This is a genomic window from Streptomyces sp. RLA012 (assembly GCF_056270325.1).
This window is the reverse complement of the sequence record NZ_JBWDPA010000002.1, coordinates 9511007-9526712: the sequence shown is the minus strand read 5'-3', so window position 1 is coordinate 9526712 and position 15706 is coordinate 9511007. Positions and strand designations below refer to the sequence as shown.

Below are 15706 nucleotides of genomic sequence, written 5' to 3'. Positions count from 1 at the left end.
GCGGCACGGCGTGTCCGCCGCCCTCCTCGATCAGCGCTTGGACCACCTCACTTCATGTCTTGGTTTGAATCCCTCATCCTCGGACTCGTCCAGGGGCTGACCGAATTCCTTCCCGTCTCCTCCAGCGCGCATCTGCGCCTGACCGCGGCGTTCTCCGGCTGGGAGGACCCAGGAGCGGCCTTCACCGCGATCACCCAGCTCGGCACGGAGGCCGCGGTACTGATCTACTTCCGCAAGGACGTGGGCCGGATCCTCGCCGCGTGGTTCCGCTCGCTCACGAACAAGGCGATGCGCAGCGACCACGACGCCCAGATGGGCTGGCTGGTCATCGTCGGCTCCATACCGATCGGTGTGCTCGGTCTGACCCTCAAGGACCAGATCGAGGGCCCCTTCCGCGATCTGCGGATCACCGCGACGATGCTCATCGTCATGGGCGTCGTCATCGGCGTCGCGGACCGGCTCGCGGCGCGCGACGAGACCGGGGGGAAGCACCGGGCGCCCAAGCAGCGCAAGTCCCTTGAGGACCTGAGCGCCAAGGACGGCCTGTTGTTCGGCCTCTGCCAGGCGATGGCACTGATCCCCGGCGTCTCGCGGTCCGGCGCGACCATCAGCGGCGGTCTGTTCATGGGCTACACCCGTGAGGCCGCGGCCCGTTACTCCTTCCTCCTCGCCATGCCGGCCGTGCTCGCCTCGGGCACGTTCGAGGTCAAGGACGCCACCGCGAGCGGCGAGGTGTCCTGGGGGCCGACGATCTTCGCGACGGTCATCGCGTTCGCGGTCGGTTACGCCGTCATCGCGTGGTTCATGAAGTTCATCTCGCACAAGAGCTTCATGCCGTTCGTCTGGTACCGGATCGCGCTCGGTGTGGCGGTGATTGTGCTGGTCAGCATGGGTGCGCTGAGCCCGCACGCGGGCGAATCCGGCGGCTGAACCAGGGCCGCGCAGGTAGCGGTATCTAGCATTTCCTAGCGCCTGATTGCAGCACCACGCCATGATCATCTCCCACTTGTCTCCCACTCATCTCCCACGGGGGAGGCGGGATACGCCCTCTTAGGGCGTGTGCGTCCGCAACGTAGGGGATGACGCGGAAGGGCCCGCACTCCGTGCGGGCCCTTCCGTATAGAGGGTGGAACGGGTCATCTGAGGTTCATGTCCGGCCTAGGCCGCGACCCTCTCCATGAGGAAACGCAGCCGTTCGTCCACCGTGTCCCAGGCATCGCCGGTGAGGGCGTCCAGCGCGGCGGCCGTGAGGGTGAGCCGGCCGAGGCGTGCCTCCACGCTTTCACACGTTGCCGTACGGGCCGGTCAAGGCGCTCATGCAGACCGACCCTCGGGCCGGTCACCGTCGCGGCCTCCAGCTCCAATAGCGAGCGGCGAGCAGTGCCTCGCGGGCTGCACAACGCCGCATCCAGGACCCTGCGGGCGGCGCCGGCCTGGATGACCATCATGCTGACGTTGTGGGTGACGCCGCGCCGACGAACGCCATGCACGGATGGCCGAGTTGGAGGGACGGAGGGCGGAGGAACTGCGCCGCGCCGCCGAGCAGGAGCGGGCCCGGATCGCCCGCGAACAGCCGCCAGATACGTATCCCGGACGCCACCGCGGCCAAGGGAATCAGGATGAGGAACGGCACGTACTCGGTCGGGACGTCGGGCAGTTCCGGATTGCGGGCCAGGAGACTGATCACGAGCAGGCACGCCGGGACGCTCGCCAGGGTCGGCACCGGGTACGGGCTGTGCACGACGGCGCTGTAGGTGGCAATCACGAACATGTAGAAGATGCTTCGCGCCAGGCTGTCCGGGGCCATGAGCAAAGCGGCCACGACGCCCCACAGAACGGTCAGCGGGAAGCGCCGACGCAGAGCCAGCGGCACGGTGGCCACGAGCATCGGCCCGACCGCGCCGAACCACGTGCTCGCTCCCTCCGGGCGCACCCGCAGCACCCCCACTCGGCAAGCCACGCGTCCACCTCGTCCGCGCCGAGCACGCCCGGCTCCAGCGGAACCCCTAGAACCGTCCAAGTGTCGCTGGCGAACCAGTCGGGCGCCGGGAACGGCTCGGCCACGGAAATGTCCGGATCCCCGACGCGAAACCGGTAATGCCCGCAGTGAACTTCCAGATGCGGGGAGAGGGACTGGAGGGTCATCAGGCCGATCCCGAACCTGCCGGTGGATTCCGCCTGCTCTGCCTTGCTTGTCAGCCAGGGCATCGTCAGGGCCGGAACGTCCGGCAACCGTACGGGGCTGCCGTTGTGGGCGACGAGGAGTTCCTGTCCCCTCGTCAGAATGCGTACGTCCGTGGCGCCGAGGTCCTCGGCATTCTGCACGATCTTCGAGAGTCCCTGGAGACGGTCGCTCGACAGATTACCTGCGTGATCTCGGGTACGTCTCAGCGCGTGCCGTACTTGACCGTCCAGTCGCGCGAACCGGCTACCGAGTCGCTCGACCGCCGCCTCAGTCGCCGCCTCACCCTCCGGCTCCGGTATGACGGCTCCTTCTGGGATGCCCTCCATGGAGAAGAGCGCATCGGCGGACGCAATTCCCCACTCTTCCGCGGCCCTTCGACGCACCGCTTCCCCGTGCTCATCCCTGTCCCCGCTTGCCTCGGCGCTCCCCCACGACACAGGGTGCTGAGACCAGCGCAATCAGCGCATGCCAACGCAAGGACCTGCCGCCGTACGATCCGAGCCCAAAGAGCAGCCCCGGCACGCTGTTCGACGGGTTGAGCCCGGCAAGCCACCTACACCATTGGCTGACCTCAACACGACCAGGTTCGGGTGGTGGAACCCGAACGGGCGACGGGAAGCGTTCCGAGCCTATTCATCGGCCCTACCTTGGTGGTCTGCCCGCAGCTCGTCGAGGTGGAGCCGAAGCTCGTGAAGTACACGCTGACTGAACAGCAGGCTGCCATGCTCCGCCAGATCGGTGCAGCGTCCAGTGCCGTGCCCATCGCTCCCAAGAGTTCGAACACGGCTTGGGCCCTTGAGCAGCGTGGGCTGATCAAGCGGAACTGGCGCGGTAGCGGGCACGTCGCAGTGGTGACGTCGGACGGCCGCTACTACCTCAAACACGGCAAGCATCCCAAGGAGGTCCAAGCCGAGAAGGAGCGCTTGGCCGGTGATGCCGAACAGGCCGAGCGCGCTCCTACCGACGGAGCCGAGCTGATCGCTCGACTGCAGTCCGCGACTATCTGGAAGCTCACCGTCCCTGATCCGGGCCCGCAGACCCGGGGGCGGTGGCGGGCGGCCTCCTACGACGCGCTCCATCACGATCACGTGCCAGGCGAGCTCAAGCTGCGCTGGACCGGACGGCAGCGTGGCGACTGCGTCTTCACGTTGGTCGACGAGGAAGCCGAGAGAGCTGCGCAACCGCCGCCGGTACCGACCATCGACGTCCCCGACGTGCTGGGCCGTCCCCATCAGCTCGTCCGTGCCACGTGCAAGGCCCTCGGCAGGTCCAAGACCGTAGTCGACACCCGCGGGACGCCCGAGGTCATCCCTCTGCACGTGTCGCGGGAGCGGGCCGACCGTGCCCTGCGGATCATGCACGCGCTCCTTACCGAGGCGGAAAGCCGCGGCTACCAGGTGGAGACCCGGACCGATCTCCATCGCGGCCAAGCCGAACACCAGATGGTCATCGTCATCCGCGGACACGCGCTCCCGCTCGCGATCACAGAGCAGACGACCAAGGTGCCACACGAGCCGACCACTCAGGAGATCCGCCAACAGCTACGCAATCCTTGGACGCGTATCCCCAAGTACGACCACGAGTTCAACGGACGCCTCGAACTCGGTGCGCCCGCCAAAAGCTGGTACCAGCATTCGTACACCCACAGGGACAGCGCACGGTGGACGCTGGAGTACCGCCTGGGGCACCTTCTGCACGATCTCGAACAACGTGCCGAGGCGGCCGAACGACAGCTGCGGGAAGAGGAACTCCGCAAGGCCGAGCAGCGACGCCGCTGGTACGCGGCTGTTGCGCAGGCACGGGTGCGACAAGTTGAGCGGCATCGAGCGAATGTCCTGGTCGAGCAGATGGAGGCACGGCGTCGGGCCGACGAGATCCGCGCCTTCTGCCGCGCGGCCCGCACGAGAGCCGACGGCGCATCCGCTGCGGCGGAGGAGCTGGAGTGGCTGCAGTGGGCTGAGGCGTACGCAGACCGGATTGATCCACTGTGCGCGCCGCTGGGAACTCCGCCGGATCCCCCGGCCAGCCGTGAGGCTCTGCGCGAACTCCTTCAGGGCGATCTCTACACCCATCCCTGGCCGTTCGACAGCAAGGGGCGCTGGGCGCCGCCCGAAGAGGATGTCGCACGCCCCCCCTGATCAGGTAAGCGCCTCCGCCCTGTCTGTGAAGGGACAGGGCGGAGGATCGTTCATGCGGCGATGGTGAGCGGAACGCCCAAGCGCTCCCAGGCACTGAACCGTTCCGGGTTTGATCGAGGCTCGATCTTTTGGAAGGATCGAGTCCGTTATGGCGAAGCAATACCCGAAGGAGCTCAAGGAGCGGGCCGTGCGTCTGGTCCTGGAGACGCGTGATCAGTACAAGACGGAGTCCGCGGCGATCCGGTCGATCGGAGCGAAGCTCGACATCGGGCCGGAGTCCCTGCGGAACTGGGTGCGTCAGGCCGAGGTCGACGCCGGTGCCCGGACCGGGACCACGACCGAGGAATCCGCCCAGCTCAAAGCGCTCAAGAAAGAGGTCGCCGAGCTGAAGCGGGCGAACGAGATCCTGAAGGCCGCAGCGAGTTTCTTCGCGGCCGAGCTCGACCGGCCACACACACGCTCGTAGCGTTCATCGACGAGCACCGGGACCGCTTCGGCGGAGTCGAGCCGATCTGCAGGACGCTCACCGAGCACGACTGCAGCATCCACCCGTCCACCTATTACGCGTACAAGAAACGTCCCACGTCGGCCCGTGCCCTGCGAGACGCGGAACTGGCGCCGCTGATCGTCAGCATCTACCAGGACAACTACAGCGTCTACGGAGCCCGCAAGATCTGGGCCGAGCTCAAGCGCCAGGGCCATCAGGTGGCCCGGTGCACCGTCGAGCGGCTGATGAAGGCCGAGGGCCTGGTCGGGGCGGTGCGCGGCAAGAAGGTCGTCACCACCCAAGTGGCGGACAGGGACGCCGAGCGGGCTCCGGACCGGCTCAGCAGGCAGTTCGTGGCCAGTGCTCCGAACCGGGTATGGGTCGCGGACTTCACCTACGTGGCCACCTGGTCCGGCACTGTCTACGTCGCCTTCGTCGTCGACACCTTCTCCCGCCGGATCGTCGGCTGGTCCGCAGCGACGAACAAGCAGACCCCGCTGGTGCTGTCCGCACTGGAAATGGGGCTGTGGCAGCGTGACCGGGCCGGAAACCCCGTCACCGCAAGGGAGTTGATCCACCACTCCGATGCCGGATCGCAGTACACCAGCTTCCGGCTCGCCACCCACCTGGCCGCCGAACAGATCGCCGCGTCCATCGGCACCGTCGGGGACGCCCTCGACAACGCCCTGATGGAATCGACCATCGGGCTCTACAAAACCGAGCTCATCAAGCCGCAGCGGCCCTGGAAAGCCCTGAGCAACGTCGAGTTGGCCACCGCTGAGTACGTCGATTGGTACAACCACCGTCGACTCCACGGTGAGATCGGCCACGTCCCACCCGCCGAATACGAAACCACCCACTACCAGAACACGCAAAAACAGCAGGTCACAGCCACAATCTAGAGTCTCTACCGAACCCGGAACGGTTCAGAGATGTCGGGTGGCGTCTCCCAGGAGACACGACCGGGGCGCCACAGGGACGCCGTTCGTACTTCGCTGCGGCTCTTCTGGAAGGCCCGGTTGGCGCTTCCGCCACCTGCTGGGCTTGGAGATTCCGGCCGCATTGCGGCGTTGATCGCGGGCCAAACGCCTCCACCCGCCGCTTCAGCGGCGTGGCCGTCAGCGCGCTACTGGTAGACGGTGGTGATCGGCGTGGAGACTCTGGCTCCGCTGCTGGGGGCGGCGTAGGAGATGGTCCACACGGCGGATGTCTTGTTCGGGTAGCCGTACAGGTAGCCGCCGTTGTCGCAGCCGTAGTTCAGGCGCTGTCCCGCCAGCGTCGCGGTGCCGCCCCCGGCGAACGAGCAGCGGGCGCCGTTGGCCAGGACGAGGATGATCGGTTCGATGTCGGGTCCGCCCGGCATGTGGTTGTTGTTGCCGGGAAAGCCCTCAGCGACCGACAGCTCGACCATGCGGTCGGGGGCTCCGTCCAGACACAGCGCGTTGGTGTCCGAGGGATCGGAGTCCGGTGAGAAGCAGGGGTCGAGGATCCGGTCGCCGGCGGTACAGCGCCAGGCGTCGGTGCGCATGGTGGACTCGGCAGTCCCGAAGCAGGAGCCGCTGGCCCAGTCGGTGATGGTGATGCCGGTTGCCGGGGTACCGCCCGGTGACCAGGGACTGAGGGTGACCACCTGGGTCTGCGCCGGCGCGGACGAGACCGCCGCGGTCGGGGTCTGTGACTCGCTGGTGGCTGGATGAGCGAGGCGTGACGTGGTCGCTGCCGGTTCGGCGGCAGGCGTGGAACGGGCCGCAGTTGCCTGTGGGGAGTGGGTGGCGCTCGCGGGGGCGTGGCTCGGGGCCAGCGCAAACCAGGTGCCCGTCGCGGCCGCGGCAAACACGGCGGCCGCGGCGACGATGAGCCATGCGCGCCTGCCGGGACGGCGTATGTCGGGAGCGGGCCAGGCGGGGTCTTCCACGGTCGGGGGGTGCCACTGCTCGGCGATCAAGTTCGGGACCTCGGTCGGCCGGTCGTGGACATCTCCAAGGACCTGGGTCGCCTGCTCGCCGAGCAGTTCGCCGGTCTTCTGTGCCACGACGGCGCACGACGGCTGGTAGGCCGGGTCTTTGGCGAGACACGCCGTTACCAGGCTGAGCAAGTCATCGGGGACGCCGACGAGGTCCGGCTCGCCGCTGAGGACGCGGAACGCGACGGCCTCGGCGTTGCCGGTGCCGAAGGGGTGGCGGCCGGTGGCGGCGAAAGCGAGCAGCGCACCCCAGGCGAAAATGTCCCCGGGCGGCCCGGTAGTGCCGTCCCGGTAGTACTCGGGGCTCAGCCAGCCCGGAGTCCCGGTCAGCATGCCGGTGCGGGTGACCGCGGTGCCGTCGGCGACGTGGGCGATGCCGAAGTCCAGCACCCGCGGCCCGTCCGGGGCCAGGATCACGTTCGCGGGCTTCAGGTCGCGGTGGACCACTCCGGCGGCGTGCACGGCTGCGAGTGCCCCGGCCGTACCTGCCGCGAACAGGTGCAGCTGGATCCCGGTCAGTGGCCCGTGTACCGCCGTGTGATCGCCGAGCGTCGAGCCGGGTACGTAGGCAGTCGCCAGCCACGGAATGTCCGCTTCGGGATCGGCCTCCAGCAGCGGTACCAGGCACGGACCCGAAACCCGCCGCAGCACCGTGACTTCGCGCCGGAACCGGGCCCGGAACTGGTCATCCGCCGCCTGCCCGGCGTGCACAGCCTTCACCGCTACCCGCTCGCCCCGCTCCCCCACCGCGGCGTACACGGTGCCCATCCCACCCGCGCCCAGCACCCCGACCACCCGGAAACGCCCGATCCGGGCCGGGTCCGAAGCACGACGAGCAGCAATCCGCGACACGAACAAGACCCCTGCCGAGAACGATTATGGACGAGATGTGAACCCTAGCGGGGATCGCCGACGCCGCACGCCAGTTGGCAACAGACGGGGTCCGTCCATGCCTTGCTCGCCCGGTCGGCCGCATAGCATCCGGCAGGCTCCCCACCACATTTGCCAGACGCCGCCCGGCGGTGGGCCTGTTGCTCCCCGAGCGGTCCACCCCTTGACCAAAAACTCCCCCCAGCAGCTTTTCGTAACACATACTGCTTGTCGCCTCACGTGCCACAGGTTGTACGGCGTGGTGATGGCACGGAATCCGTCGGGCTGCTCCGGGAGCACCATGCACGTCACCCACGCCAAAGTGGCTAACTTCCGCGCTTTACGTGACGCGGAGATCCAGATCGACGCGTCGACGACACTGGTCGTGGGCCGGAACAACAGCGGCAAGACATCATTCGTCAATCTGTTCGAGAAATTCTTCAGCCCGAGCGACGATGTCAAGTTCGTCCTTGAGGACTTCACCACGAGTCGCATTGCCGACCTGGAGCACGCTCGCCGACAGTTCACCGATGCCGCGCAGCTGGACACTGCGGGCGACCAAGAGGCCGCTGGAGCCCTGCGGAGCAAGGCGCTTGAGCTGGTGCCGGCCATTCGTCTCTCGATCACGGTCGAATACGACGAGGAGGACGATCTCGCCCCCATCAGCGCCGCGATCCTCGATCTTGACGAGACCTGCCGCAGTGTCCGCATCGTTGCCACGCTGGCTGCCGGCGACCCGGTGAAGCTCCTTGCGGACTTCAGCGAAGCCGCTCGCCGTGCTGGGAGCCAGTTCGACAGCTACAAGTGGCTGCGTCGGAAGTTCAACGAGTACTTCACGGCGACATACCGTGCGGTGAGCCCCGTCGATGACTCGGTCAGCCGTGAACTCTGTCAATCCCCTGGTTGCGTAGAGACGTTGGTTATGCGGCCCGGCCTTCCTGATCGGTCCGAGCTCGCGCTTCCTGGATGATCCGTTCGAACTCGGCGGGTGGCTTCCCCCCGGCCGCGCTGTGACGGCGTTTCGTGTTGTAGAAGTCCGCGATCCACGTGGCGGTCTTCAGCCGGGCCTCGGTGCGGGTGGCGAAGGTGTGCCGGTGGATGTACTCGACCTTGAGGACCGAGTGGAACGACTCCGCGGCGGCGTTGTCCAGCGCCGACCCGACGCGCCCCATCGACTGCACCACGCCCCACCTGCCGCACAGCTGCTGGAACGCCTCGGACGTGTATTCGCTGCCGCGGTCCGTATGGAAAATGACGCCGTCGACCTGGCCGCCCCGGGTCGCGATCGCCATCTGCAGGGCCGCGCTGACCAGCGCGGCGTCGTGCCGCGCGCCCATCGCGTAGCCAAGGGCGCGGCGGGAGAAGGCGTCGTGGACGGATGCGAGGTAGAGCTTGCCCTCTCCGGTCTCGATCTCCGTCATGTCGCCCCACCACAAGACGTCGGGAGCGATGGCGTCGAACTTGCGTCGCACCAGGTCAGGAGCGGTCTTCCGCTTGCCTGGGCGGGTGAGCGAGCGGCGTCGACGAGGCGGCTTGCGGCCCTGCAGGCCGAGTTCGGCCATGATCTCGGCGACGGTGTTCTGCGACACCTGCCAGCCCTCCTCCCACAAATCCAGCGTGATCCTCGGCGAGCCGTACGTCCGGCCGGAGCAGTCGAAGAAGTAACGGATCCGCTCGGCCAGCTCTGCGCGTCTGATCTCGCGTTTTGTCGGCTCGGACGGCCTGCGGCGCCACTTGTAGAACCACGCCTCCGACACGCCCAGGGCCCGACAGGAGGTGCGGTGCGAAATGCTGTGCACGGTCTTCTGGTCGCTGATCACCCCGACAAGCAACGCCGGGTCCGCCACAGCTACTTCACCCACAAGACCATGCAGCGTTTGAGCACATCACGCTCCATGGCCAGCTCCTTGTTGTCCTTCTTCAGCTGCGCGTTCTCCCGCCGCAGCCGCGCGAGCTCCTCGCTCTCACCCGTCGCCGTGGCCCCGCCGGCCCTGCGAGCCCGCGACACCCAACTCGCCAGCGTGGTCTCGTTGATCCCGAGATCCTCCGCGACCTGCGCGATCGGCTTGCCGGTCTCGGCGACGATCCGCACAGCCCCCTCACGGAACTCCGCGTCGAACTTCCGCCTCTTGCCTGCCATGACCCTCAACTTCCCCTGCAGTCAGGGTCTCTACGCTACGAGGGGAAGGTCACGATGTGCCGGCGGACCCGGGCCGAGGGGCGTTCGGCCCCGAGTTGCAAGAGACCTACGGCCAAGACTACTTCGAAGGTGTCACTGTCCTGCTCGATCTTCTTGGCCATCCGGTACAGCTGCTGGTGCAGTCGTCGCTGCGGCTCGGCCGCCAGTTCTTCCTGCGACCATCGCATCCACTTGCCGGCCCAGGTCTCGTACGCCTTGCGTTCCTCGGAACTGCCGCGCTCCAATTCCAGCTGGTTCTCCTCCCCACCAGCCTGGATGTCGACAGCTTGACGATCATTCGACGTGTCGTCGATCAGTCCGGGAGGCTGCGGACCGACCATGGTGGCGGCCTCGGCGGACACCCTCCCTTGCAGGATCGCCGGCAGCGGCGGTGCTTCTTTGGGCGGACGGTGCTTGACCACCAGGATGCGAGGGTCAGCGTCCGCAGCACGGCGCACGATCCCGTCGGGGGCATCCGCGAGCCACACCGTTTCCGGGTACTTGGCACAGTTCCGGACGGTCTTGGAGATGGCACCCCGCACCAGCTCCTGCAGGCAGTCGATCAATACGCGAGTGTCACGGACGGCTTTGGGATCGCTGCCATCACGTACTGCCGGGCGGGCCATCACATCCCCCAAACGCCTGCCACTGTGGCAAGCCTTTCAGGATCCATGGCCGCTGCACGCCAGGCAATGTGGCGGGACTCACGCACAACCATTTCCGGACATGAAGACGGTCCGGTGTATGAGGTGCCCCGAGGTTTCCGGACAGAGACCCAATAGGATCTCTGTTCAAAGGAAACGAGGTAACTGTGGCACCACCCAGCAAGTACTCACCGGAGTTCCGCGAGGAAGCCGTCCAGGTCGCGCTGAGGTCGAGTAAGACCGTCACCGAGGTTGCTCGGGAGCTCGGCCTCAATTCGGAAACCCTTCGCGGCTGGGTGAAGAAGCATCAGATGCAGCAGGAGCCTTCGGCTGATGCGGAACTGACCGTAAATGAGCGCGCACGCCTGAAGGAACTTGAACGGCGGAACCGCGAGCTGGAGATGGAAAACAGTTTCCTGAAAAAAGCCGCAGCGTACTTCGCGAAGGATCACCGATAAGTGACAAGTTCGAGTTCATCGATCAGACGAGACTCGACACAGCGGAGTACGCATTCCCTGTAGATTTCATGTGCACCAAGCTCGACGTCTCCCGCTCCGGCTACTACGAATGGCGCAACAGGCCGGAATCCGCCACGGCTGTCCGTCGGGAAGAACTCAAGGTCATTATCGAGAAGATATTCGAGGACTCCGACAGCACCTACGGCTACCGGCGCGTGCACGCGCAGCTGCGCCGCTGGGACGTGCAGGCCGGGCTGGAGCTCGTCCGCCAGGTCATGCGGGAGCTGGGCCTGGTGCCCTGCCAGCCCAAGCCCAAGCGTTTCAGCCTGACCAAGGCCGACATGCCGTTCCCCGTGCCCGACTTGGTCGGCCGCAACTTCACCGCAGAACGGCCAGGAGAAAAGATGGTCGGGGATATCACCTATATCCCTACCGGCGAAGGCTGGCTCTATCTGGCGACCGTCATCGACTGCTGCACAAAAGAAGTCATCGGGTACGCCATGGACGACCACTACCAAACGCCACTCATATCCCGAGCCATCAAGAACGCTGCGCGCAACCGAAAGCTCGCCAAGAAGGCCATATTCCACTCCGATCGAGGCAGCAACTACATGTCCGCCGAGTATGGCAAGACTCTCGACCAGCTCAACCTCCGGCGCTCCGCCGGCCGGACCGGAATCTGCTACGACAACGCCATGGCTGAGTCTTTTTTCGGGGCCCTGAAGAACGAGCGGGTGAGTCGAATCACGTATAGCACGCGGGAGGAAGCCCGACAGGACATCACGAGGTACATTGAATTTTGGTACAATCGCATGCGACTTCACTCGGCAATCGGATACTTGACGCCACGTGAGGCATATCTCGAGCATCGCAACATGCGGCTCGCAGCGTAGATTTCAGGCGCACGGCAGCTGTCCGGAAAACGCGCGGCCCCTCAGTACCTCTCTCCAGGTCCTGCCGGGCTATGGACGGAGCAGCGGCCGCAGCACGGCGCATCACGAGACGGCACAGGCCGCGCTGTCGCAGGTTCTAGCGCAAGCTGATGTCGTGGACAGACCAGCCGCGGGCCGTCATCGCCTCGACGTACGGTTCGGCTCGTGTGCGGTGCGCGGCAAAGGCGAGCAGGTGAGTGGGGCGGGTGGCGCCCACGAAGACGAGTTGTGCCGCGCGCTGGATCGTGACCAGGGCCCGGGAGGCGTCCTGTTGTCGGCTCAGGAGTCCGAGGACCTCGTGTACGTCGTGCTTCTTGCCGCTGCGTTCCAGGCATTCGAGGATGAGTGTGGCCGCGTGGGTTTCGCCCTTGGCGCTCTGGATCGATCCGGCAACCGACGCCACCACGCCCTGGTCCGCATCAGCCGGCGCATCAGGCAGGGGCGCTGGCTGGGCGACGTACGGGATGTGGGCAAGGGGATCTGCGAGACGGGCGACCCCCTTCAAGGGGCTCTGAGTCAGGTCCGGCAGCAGCCGCAGAAGCCGGGCGGTGAGGACAGTCCATTCGACGTGGCTGTCGAGTGGGCTCGTCAGCATGTCGTGCAGGAGCAGGCGTGCCCGGCCTCCGGCGGTGGCCGGGTCTCGGTCCAGTCGTCTCAGCGGGGGCAGACCGCCGGAACTGGCAAGTCGGGCTACGTCACGGACTGCGTTCCACAGGAGCGTGACGGCTGCGTGGTTGTCGCCGGATTGCCGCTGGGCCTGGGCGGTACGTGCCGTCGTGATGAAACTGCCGGTTGTCTGGACCGGCGTGGCGGTGAAGCCGGGTACGTAGCAGGAGAGGGATTGTGGAAAGGCCTTGGCGCTTCCCCGCGTGAGGCGGGCGCCCAGGACGCGGGGCGGGTTGTCCAGCAGCAGCTGGCGGGGGACCGTGGCCGCTGCCATCCGTTCGAAGGCCGGTACGACCTCGGCGACGGTGTCGTCGTCGAAGAGCAGCAGGGCGACGGTACCGTCGTGGCCGCCGCCATCGATGCGTTGGCGGCGGTGGACCGTGAGGTCGCTGGCGAGTGCTGCGATCTTGCTGCCGAACCGGCGGCTGACGGGGAGTTGGGCGGCGTGCGGCAGGGGAAACGACGAGGGCTGTGCGGCATCCGGTGCGTCGGCGAAGATGCGCTGGTTGACGTCACCCACACGCTGCACGACCGTGCCCGGCGGGCCGAAGACCTTGTCGAGCAGGCGTTGCTGGAGGTCGCTGGTGTCCTGCATTTCGTCCAGGAGAACGAAGGGAAAGCGGTGGGCGACAGCCAGCGCGAGCTGGGGGTGATGAAAGAGGTGGTGCTTGGCGAGGGCGAACATGTCGTGGTAGCGGAAGACGCCTCGCTCGGTGAGCGCTTCCTTGAGAGCGGCGAATTGTTGGCCACTGTCGCTGGACGCTTTGAAGGGCGGGGTGACCCTGTTGCCTATTGGCAGTTGAAGGCTGACAGCGGCTTGGTGGTGCTGGCAGGGTTGGTGGTGCGGTCGGTTCTTTCCTGGTCCCCGGTCGTGGGGTGGGATGGGCGTGTCGATGGAGCCGCGGTCGTGGCCGGAGCCGGATCCCGTGGTGGCGCGGGCGGTACGGGCGAAGAACTACGGGCGGCAGGTGCCGTTGCCGGTGGCGGTGCGCGACCGGCTGGGGGAACTGTTCCCGGACGAGGAGTTCGCGGAGGCTTTTGGCGCGACAGGGCCGGCGGGCTGGTCCCCGGGTCGGCTCGCGTTGGTGACGGTGTTCCAGATGGCGGAGAACTTGACGGACCGCCAAGCCGCTGAGGCGGTGCGTGACCGGCTTTCGTGGGCCTACGCGCTCGGGTTGGAGCTGACCGACACCGGCTTCGACTTCACCGTGCTGTCCCAGTTCCGTACCCGGGTGGTCGAGCACCATCTGGAGGAGAAGGTCCTGGACCTGCTGCTGGCCAGGCTGACGGAGCAGGGTCTGGCCGGTGCCGGGGGCAAGCAGCGCACCGACTCCACCCATATCGTCTCCGCGGTGCGGGACCTGAACCGCCTGGAGCTGGCAGGGGAGAGCGTGCGGGCGGCGGTGGAGGCGTTGACGGTGGCCGCGCCGCACTGGGTCGCCGGCGTGCTGGACGTGCCCGGCTGGTCGCGCCGCTACGACACCCGGATCGACACCTGGCGCATGCCTTCCTCCGCCACCAAGCGCGACCAGCTCGCGCTGACCTACGCCCGCGACGGCTTCGCCCTGCTCAGCGCCGTCTACGATCCACGCTCCGAACCCTGGCTGCGAGAGCTGCCCGCGGTGCAGACCCTGCGCACCGTGCTGCTGCAGAACTACACCCGCACCACCGCACGGGGCGGGCGCGAGGTCGTGGCCCGGCGCACCAGGACCGAGGAGGGTGGTGACGGGCTTCCGCCCGGCCATCTGCGCATCGCTTCCCCCTACGACCTCGACACCCGCTGGTCCGCCAAGCGCGACACGTTCTGGAACGGGTTCAAGCTGCACGTGAGCGAGAGCTGCACGGGCGCGCCTGAAAAGGAGCGCACCGCCCCGAACCTGATCACGAACGTGGCCACCACCGCCTCCACCGTCCCCGACACCAAGGCCCTGGACGGCATCCACCAGCAATTGCAGCGCCGCGGCCTGCTCCCGGGCGAGCACTACCTCGACTCCGGCTACCCCAGCGCCGACCTGATCGTGAAGTCCCGCCAGACCTACGGCATCGCACTGATCACCCCGGTTCTGCTCGACCAGTCCCGCCAGGCCCGCGAGAACGCCGGCTTCCAGGCCGACGCATTCACCATCGACTGGAAGTACCAGCAGGTCACCTGCCCCCAGGGGCAGACCAGCTCTTCCTGGAGCCCGTGCACCCAGCACGGCTATCCGATGATCGTGGTCGCTTTCACCAAACCGGCCTGCGGCCCCTGCCCGGTCCGCGAGTTGTGCACCACCAGCCGCCGGGGCTTCCGCCAGCTCACCTTGAACCCGCGCCCGCTGACCGAAGCCCTGCGTACCGCCCGCGCCGAGCAGGCCGACCGGCACTGGCAGGACGCATACGCCCTACGCTCCGGCGTCGAGGGCACCATCCGACAGGCCCTCGCCGTCACCGACAGCCGCCGGGCCCGCTACCGCGGCCTGGCCAAGACCCACCTCGAACACGTCCACAGCGCCGTCGCCCTCAACCTCATCCGCCTGAACGCCTGGTGGAACGGCAAACCACTCGACCGCCGCCACACCAGCCACCTCGCCCGACTCGAACTCAGCCTCGCCGCGTAGCCGAATGGGCAACAGGGTCCGGGGTGCCATCAGGGCCCGTCGCGATCAGGTCTCCGGCGTCGCAGACGTAGCGGGCCTCGGCGACGAGTGCGGGGCCATTCGTGCGGTGCCCGAGTGCGGTGTTGAGTTTCCGGAACCGGGGGTGGCGTTCGAGCAGCCGGAGGGCTTCGTCCGCGTAAGTGTCGTCGTCTACGGTCTGGACTTCAATGCCCCGGGACCGTAGGGCCGGCAGGGCGAGGAAGGTGTTGGTGAAGGCCTGGATCGTGCCGATGAAGTGCGGGTACTGCAGCAGGCGGCGTCCCGCCGGTGTGGCGGTGAGGCGGTGGGTGATCTCGTCCTTGGCCGTGTTGGTGTGGGACAGGACGCAGATGCCGCGCGTGGGCGAGGTCCATCCCTGGCTCAGGAGGGCGAGTTTGAGGCCGATCAGGCTGGTCTTGCCCGAGCCGGGAGCTGCTTGCAGGTCCAGGGATTCCGCGCTTTGGATGAAGTCCCACTGTTCCTGGTGCGGCAGTTCGAGGCCGAGTTGCTGAGCGAGTGCCTCGACCTTGTCCTTGATGAAGACGTCGGGGGCGTAGAGGGGTGTCATC

At 67.0% G+C, this 15706-nt stretch carries 13 protein-coding genes and 1 pseudogene; 6 read left to right on the top strand and 8 right to left on the bottom strand.

The window, feature by feature from the left end:
- Positions 1–54 precede the first annotated feature (54 nt).
- Positions 55–930 carry an undecaprenyl-diphosphate phosphatase gene (locus RV986_RS43320; protein ID WP_475922618.1) on the top strand — a complete coding sequence of 292 codons (876 nt, stop codon included), beginning with the start codon at positions 55–57 and terminating at the stop codon, positions 928–930.
- Positions 931–1444: 514 nt separating this feature from the next.
- On the opposite strand, the gene RV986_RS43315 is transcribed toward RV986_RS43320, so the two are convergent.
- Both RV986_RS43315 and RV986_RS43310 read right to left on the bottom strand, forming a co-directional pair.
- Positions 1445–1960 (bottom strand): hypothetical protein, encoded by a 516-nt coding sequence (locus tag RV986_RS43315; protein WP_475924749.1) that lies wholly within the window; start codon positions 1958–1960, stop codon positions 1445–1447.
- A gap of 158 nt (positions 1961–2118) precedes the next feature.
- Positions 2119–2511, bottom strand: a pseudogene (locus RV986_RS43310) (sacsin N-terminal ATP-binding-like domain-containing protein); the annotation flags it as partial.
- 264 nt (positions 2512–2775) lie between these two features.
- Between RV986_RS43310 and RV986_RS43305 the strand changes: the two are divergent.
- Both RV986_RS43305 and RV986_RS43300 read left to right on the top strand, forming a co-directional pair.
- Positions 2776–4323, top strand: coding sequence for a hypothetical protein (locus tag RV986_RS43305; RefSeq protein ID WP_475922617.1), 1548 nt, complete (start codon positions 2776–2778; stop codon positions 4321–4323).
- A gap of 148 nt (positions 4324–4471) precedes the next feature.
- Positions 4472–5712 (top strand): IS3 family transposase gene (locus RV986_RS43300; protein ID WP_475915430.1). Its coding sequence is split into 2 segments (ribosomal slippage): positions 4472–4745 and positions 4745–5712, totalling 1242 coding nucleotides; the frame shifts between segments, so codons are not numbered across the junction.
- Positions 5713–5936: 224 nt separating this feature from the next.
- On the opposite strand, the gene RV986_RS43295 is transcribed toward RV986_RS43300, so the two are convergent.
- Positions 5937–7625 carry a serine/threonine protein kinase gene (locus RV986_RS43295; protein WP_475922616.1) on the bottom strand — a complete coding sequence of 563 codons (1689 nt, stop codon included), beginning with the start codon at positions 7623–7625 and terminating at the stop codon, positions 5937–5939.
- Between the two features lie 319 nt (positions 7626–7944).
- On the opposite strand from RV986_RS43295, the gene RV986_RS43290 reads away from it, so the two are divergent.
- On the top strand, positions 7945–8613 hold the full coding sequence (locus tag RV986_RS43290) for an AAA family ATPase (protein WP_475922615.1): 669 nt from the start codon (positions 7945–7947) through the stop codon (positions 8611–8613).
- On the opposite strand, the gene RV986_RS43285 is transcribed toward RV986_RS43290, so the two are convergent.
- From RV986_RS43285 to RV986_RS43275, 3 genes are read right to left on the bottom strand one after another with little or no spacing between them, the layout of a single operon-like run.
- Positions 8564–9505 carry an IS3 family transposase gene (locus RV986_RS43285; RefSeq protein ID WP_475915735.1) on the bottom strand — a complete coding sequence of 314 codons (942 nt, stop codon included), beginning with the start codon at positions 9503–9505 and terminating at the stop codon, positions 8564–8566. The two genes, RV986_RS43290 and RV986_RS43285, sit on opposite strands and share 50 nt — an antisense overlap.
- Positions 9493–9783, bottom strand: a complete 291-nt coding sequence (locus RV986_RS43280; RefSeq protein WP_102914224.1) for a transposase — start codon at positions 9781–9783, stop codon at positions 9493–9495. The genes RV986_RS43285 and RV986_RS43280 overlap by 13 nt, the downstream gene beginning before the upstream one ends.
- Before the next feature lie 35 nt (positions 9784–9818).
- On the bottom strand, positions 9819–10448 hold the full coding sequence (locus RV986_RS43275; protein ID WP_475922614.1) for a hypothetical protein: 630 nt from the start codon (positions 10446–10448) through the stop codon (positions 9819–9821).
- 185 nt (positions 10449–10633) lie between these two features.
- Here RV986_RS43275 and RV986_RS43270 point away from each other — a divergent pair.
- A protein-coding gene (locus RV986_RS43270; RefSeq protein ID WP_475915484.1) for an IS3 family transposase occupies positions 10634–11817 on the top strand; the annotation gives its coding sequence in 2 pieces (ribosomal slippage) (positions 10634–10898 and positions 10898–11817; 1185 coding nt in all).
- A 136-nt stretch (positions 11818–11953) separates the two neighbouring features.
- On the opposite strand, the gene RV986_RS43265 is transcribed toward RV986_RS43270, so the two are convergent.
- Positions 11954–13315 carry a UvrD-helicase domain-containing protein gene (locus RV986_RS43265; RefSeq protein ID WP_475924646.1) on the bottom strand — a complete coding sequence of 454 codons (1362 nt, stop codon included), beginning with the start codon at positions 13313–13315 and terminating at the stop codon, positions 11954–11956.
- Between the two features lie 88 nt (positions 13316–13403).
- On the opposite strand from RV986_RS43265, the gene RV986_RS43260 reads away from it, so the two are divergent.
- Entirely contained in the window at positions 13404–15119 is a 1716-nt protein-coding gene (locus RV986_RS43260) for an IS1182 family transposase (RefSeq protein ID WP_475922613.1), read from the top strand.
- Here RV986_RS43260 and RV986_RS43255 read toward each other — a convergent pair.
- On the bottom strand, positions 15103–15705 hold the full coding sequence (locus tag RV986_RS43255; RefSeq protein WP_475922612.1) for a UvrD-helicase domain-containing protein: 603 nt from the start codon (positions 15703–15705) through the stop codon (positions 15103–15105). The two genes, RV986_RS43260 and RV986_RS43255, sit on opposite strands and share 17 nt — an antisense overlap.
- Position 15706: the final 1 nt, after the last annotated feature.

Excerpts from the sequence above, each read along its gene's own strand:
- RV986_RS43320 (WP_475922618.1), top strand. The coding sequence starts at position 55 with ATGTCTTGGTTTGAATCCCTCATCCTCGGACTCGTCCAGGGGCTGACC.
- RV986_RS43290 (WP_475922615.1), top strand. The coding sequence starts at position 7,945 with ATGCACGTCACCCACGCCAAAGTGGCTAACTTCCGCGCTTTACGTGAC.
- RV986_RS43280 (WP_102914224.1), bottom strand. The coding sequence starts at position 9,783 with ATGGCAGGCAAGAGGCGGAAGTTCGACGCGGAGTTCCGTGAGGGGGCT.
- RV986_RS43275 (WP_475922614.1), bottom strand. The coding sequence starts at position 10,448 with ATGGCCCGCCCGGCAGTACGTGATGGCAGCGATCCCAAAGCCGTCCGT.
- RV986_RS43260 (WP_475922613.1), top strand. The coding sequence starts at position 13,404 with ATGGGCGTGTCGATGGAGCCGCGGTCGTGGCCGGAGCCGGATCCCGTG.
- RV986_RS43255 (WP_475922612.1), bottom strand. The coding sequence starts at position 15,705 with ATGACACCCCTCTACGCCCCCGACGTCTTCATCAAGGACAAGGTCGAG.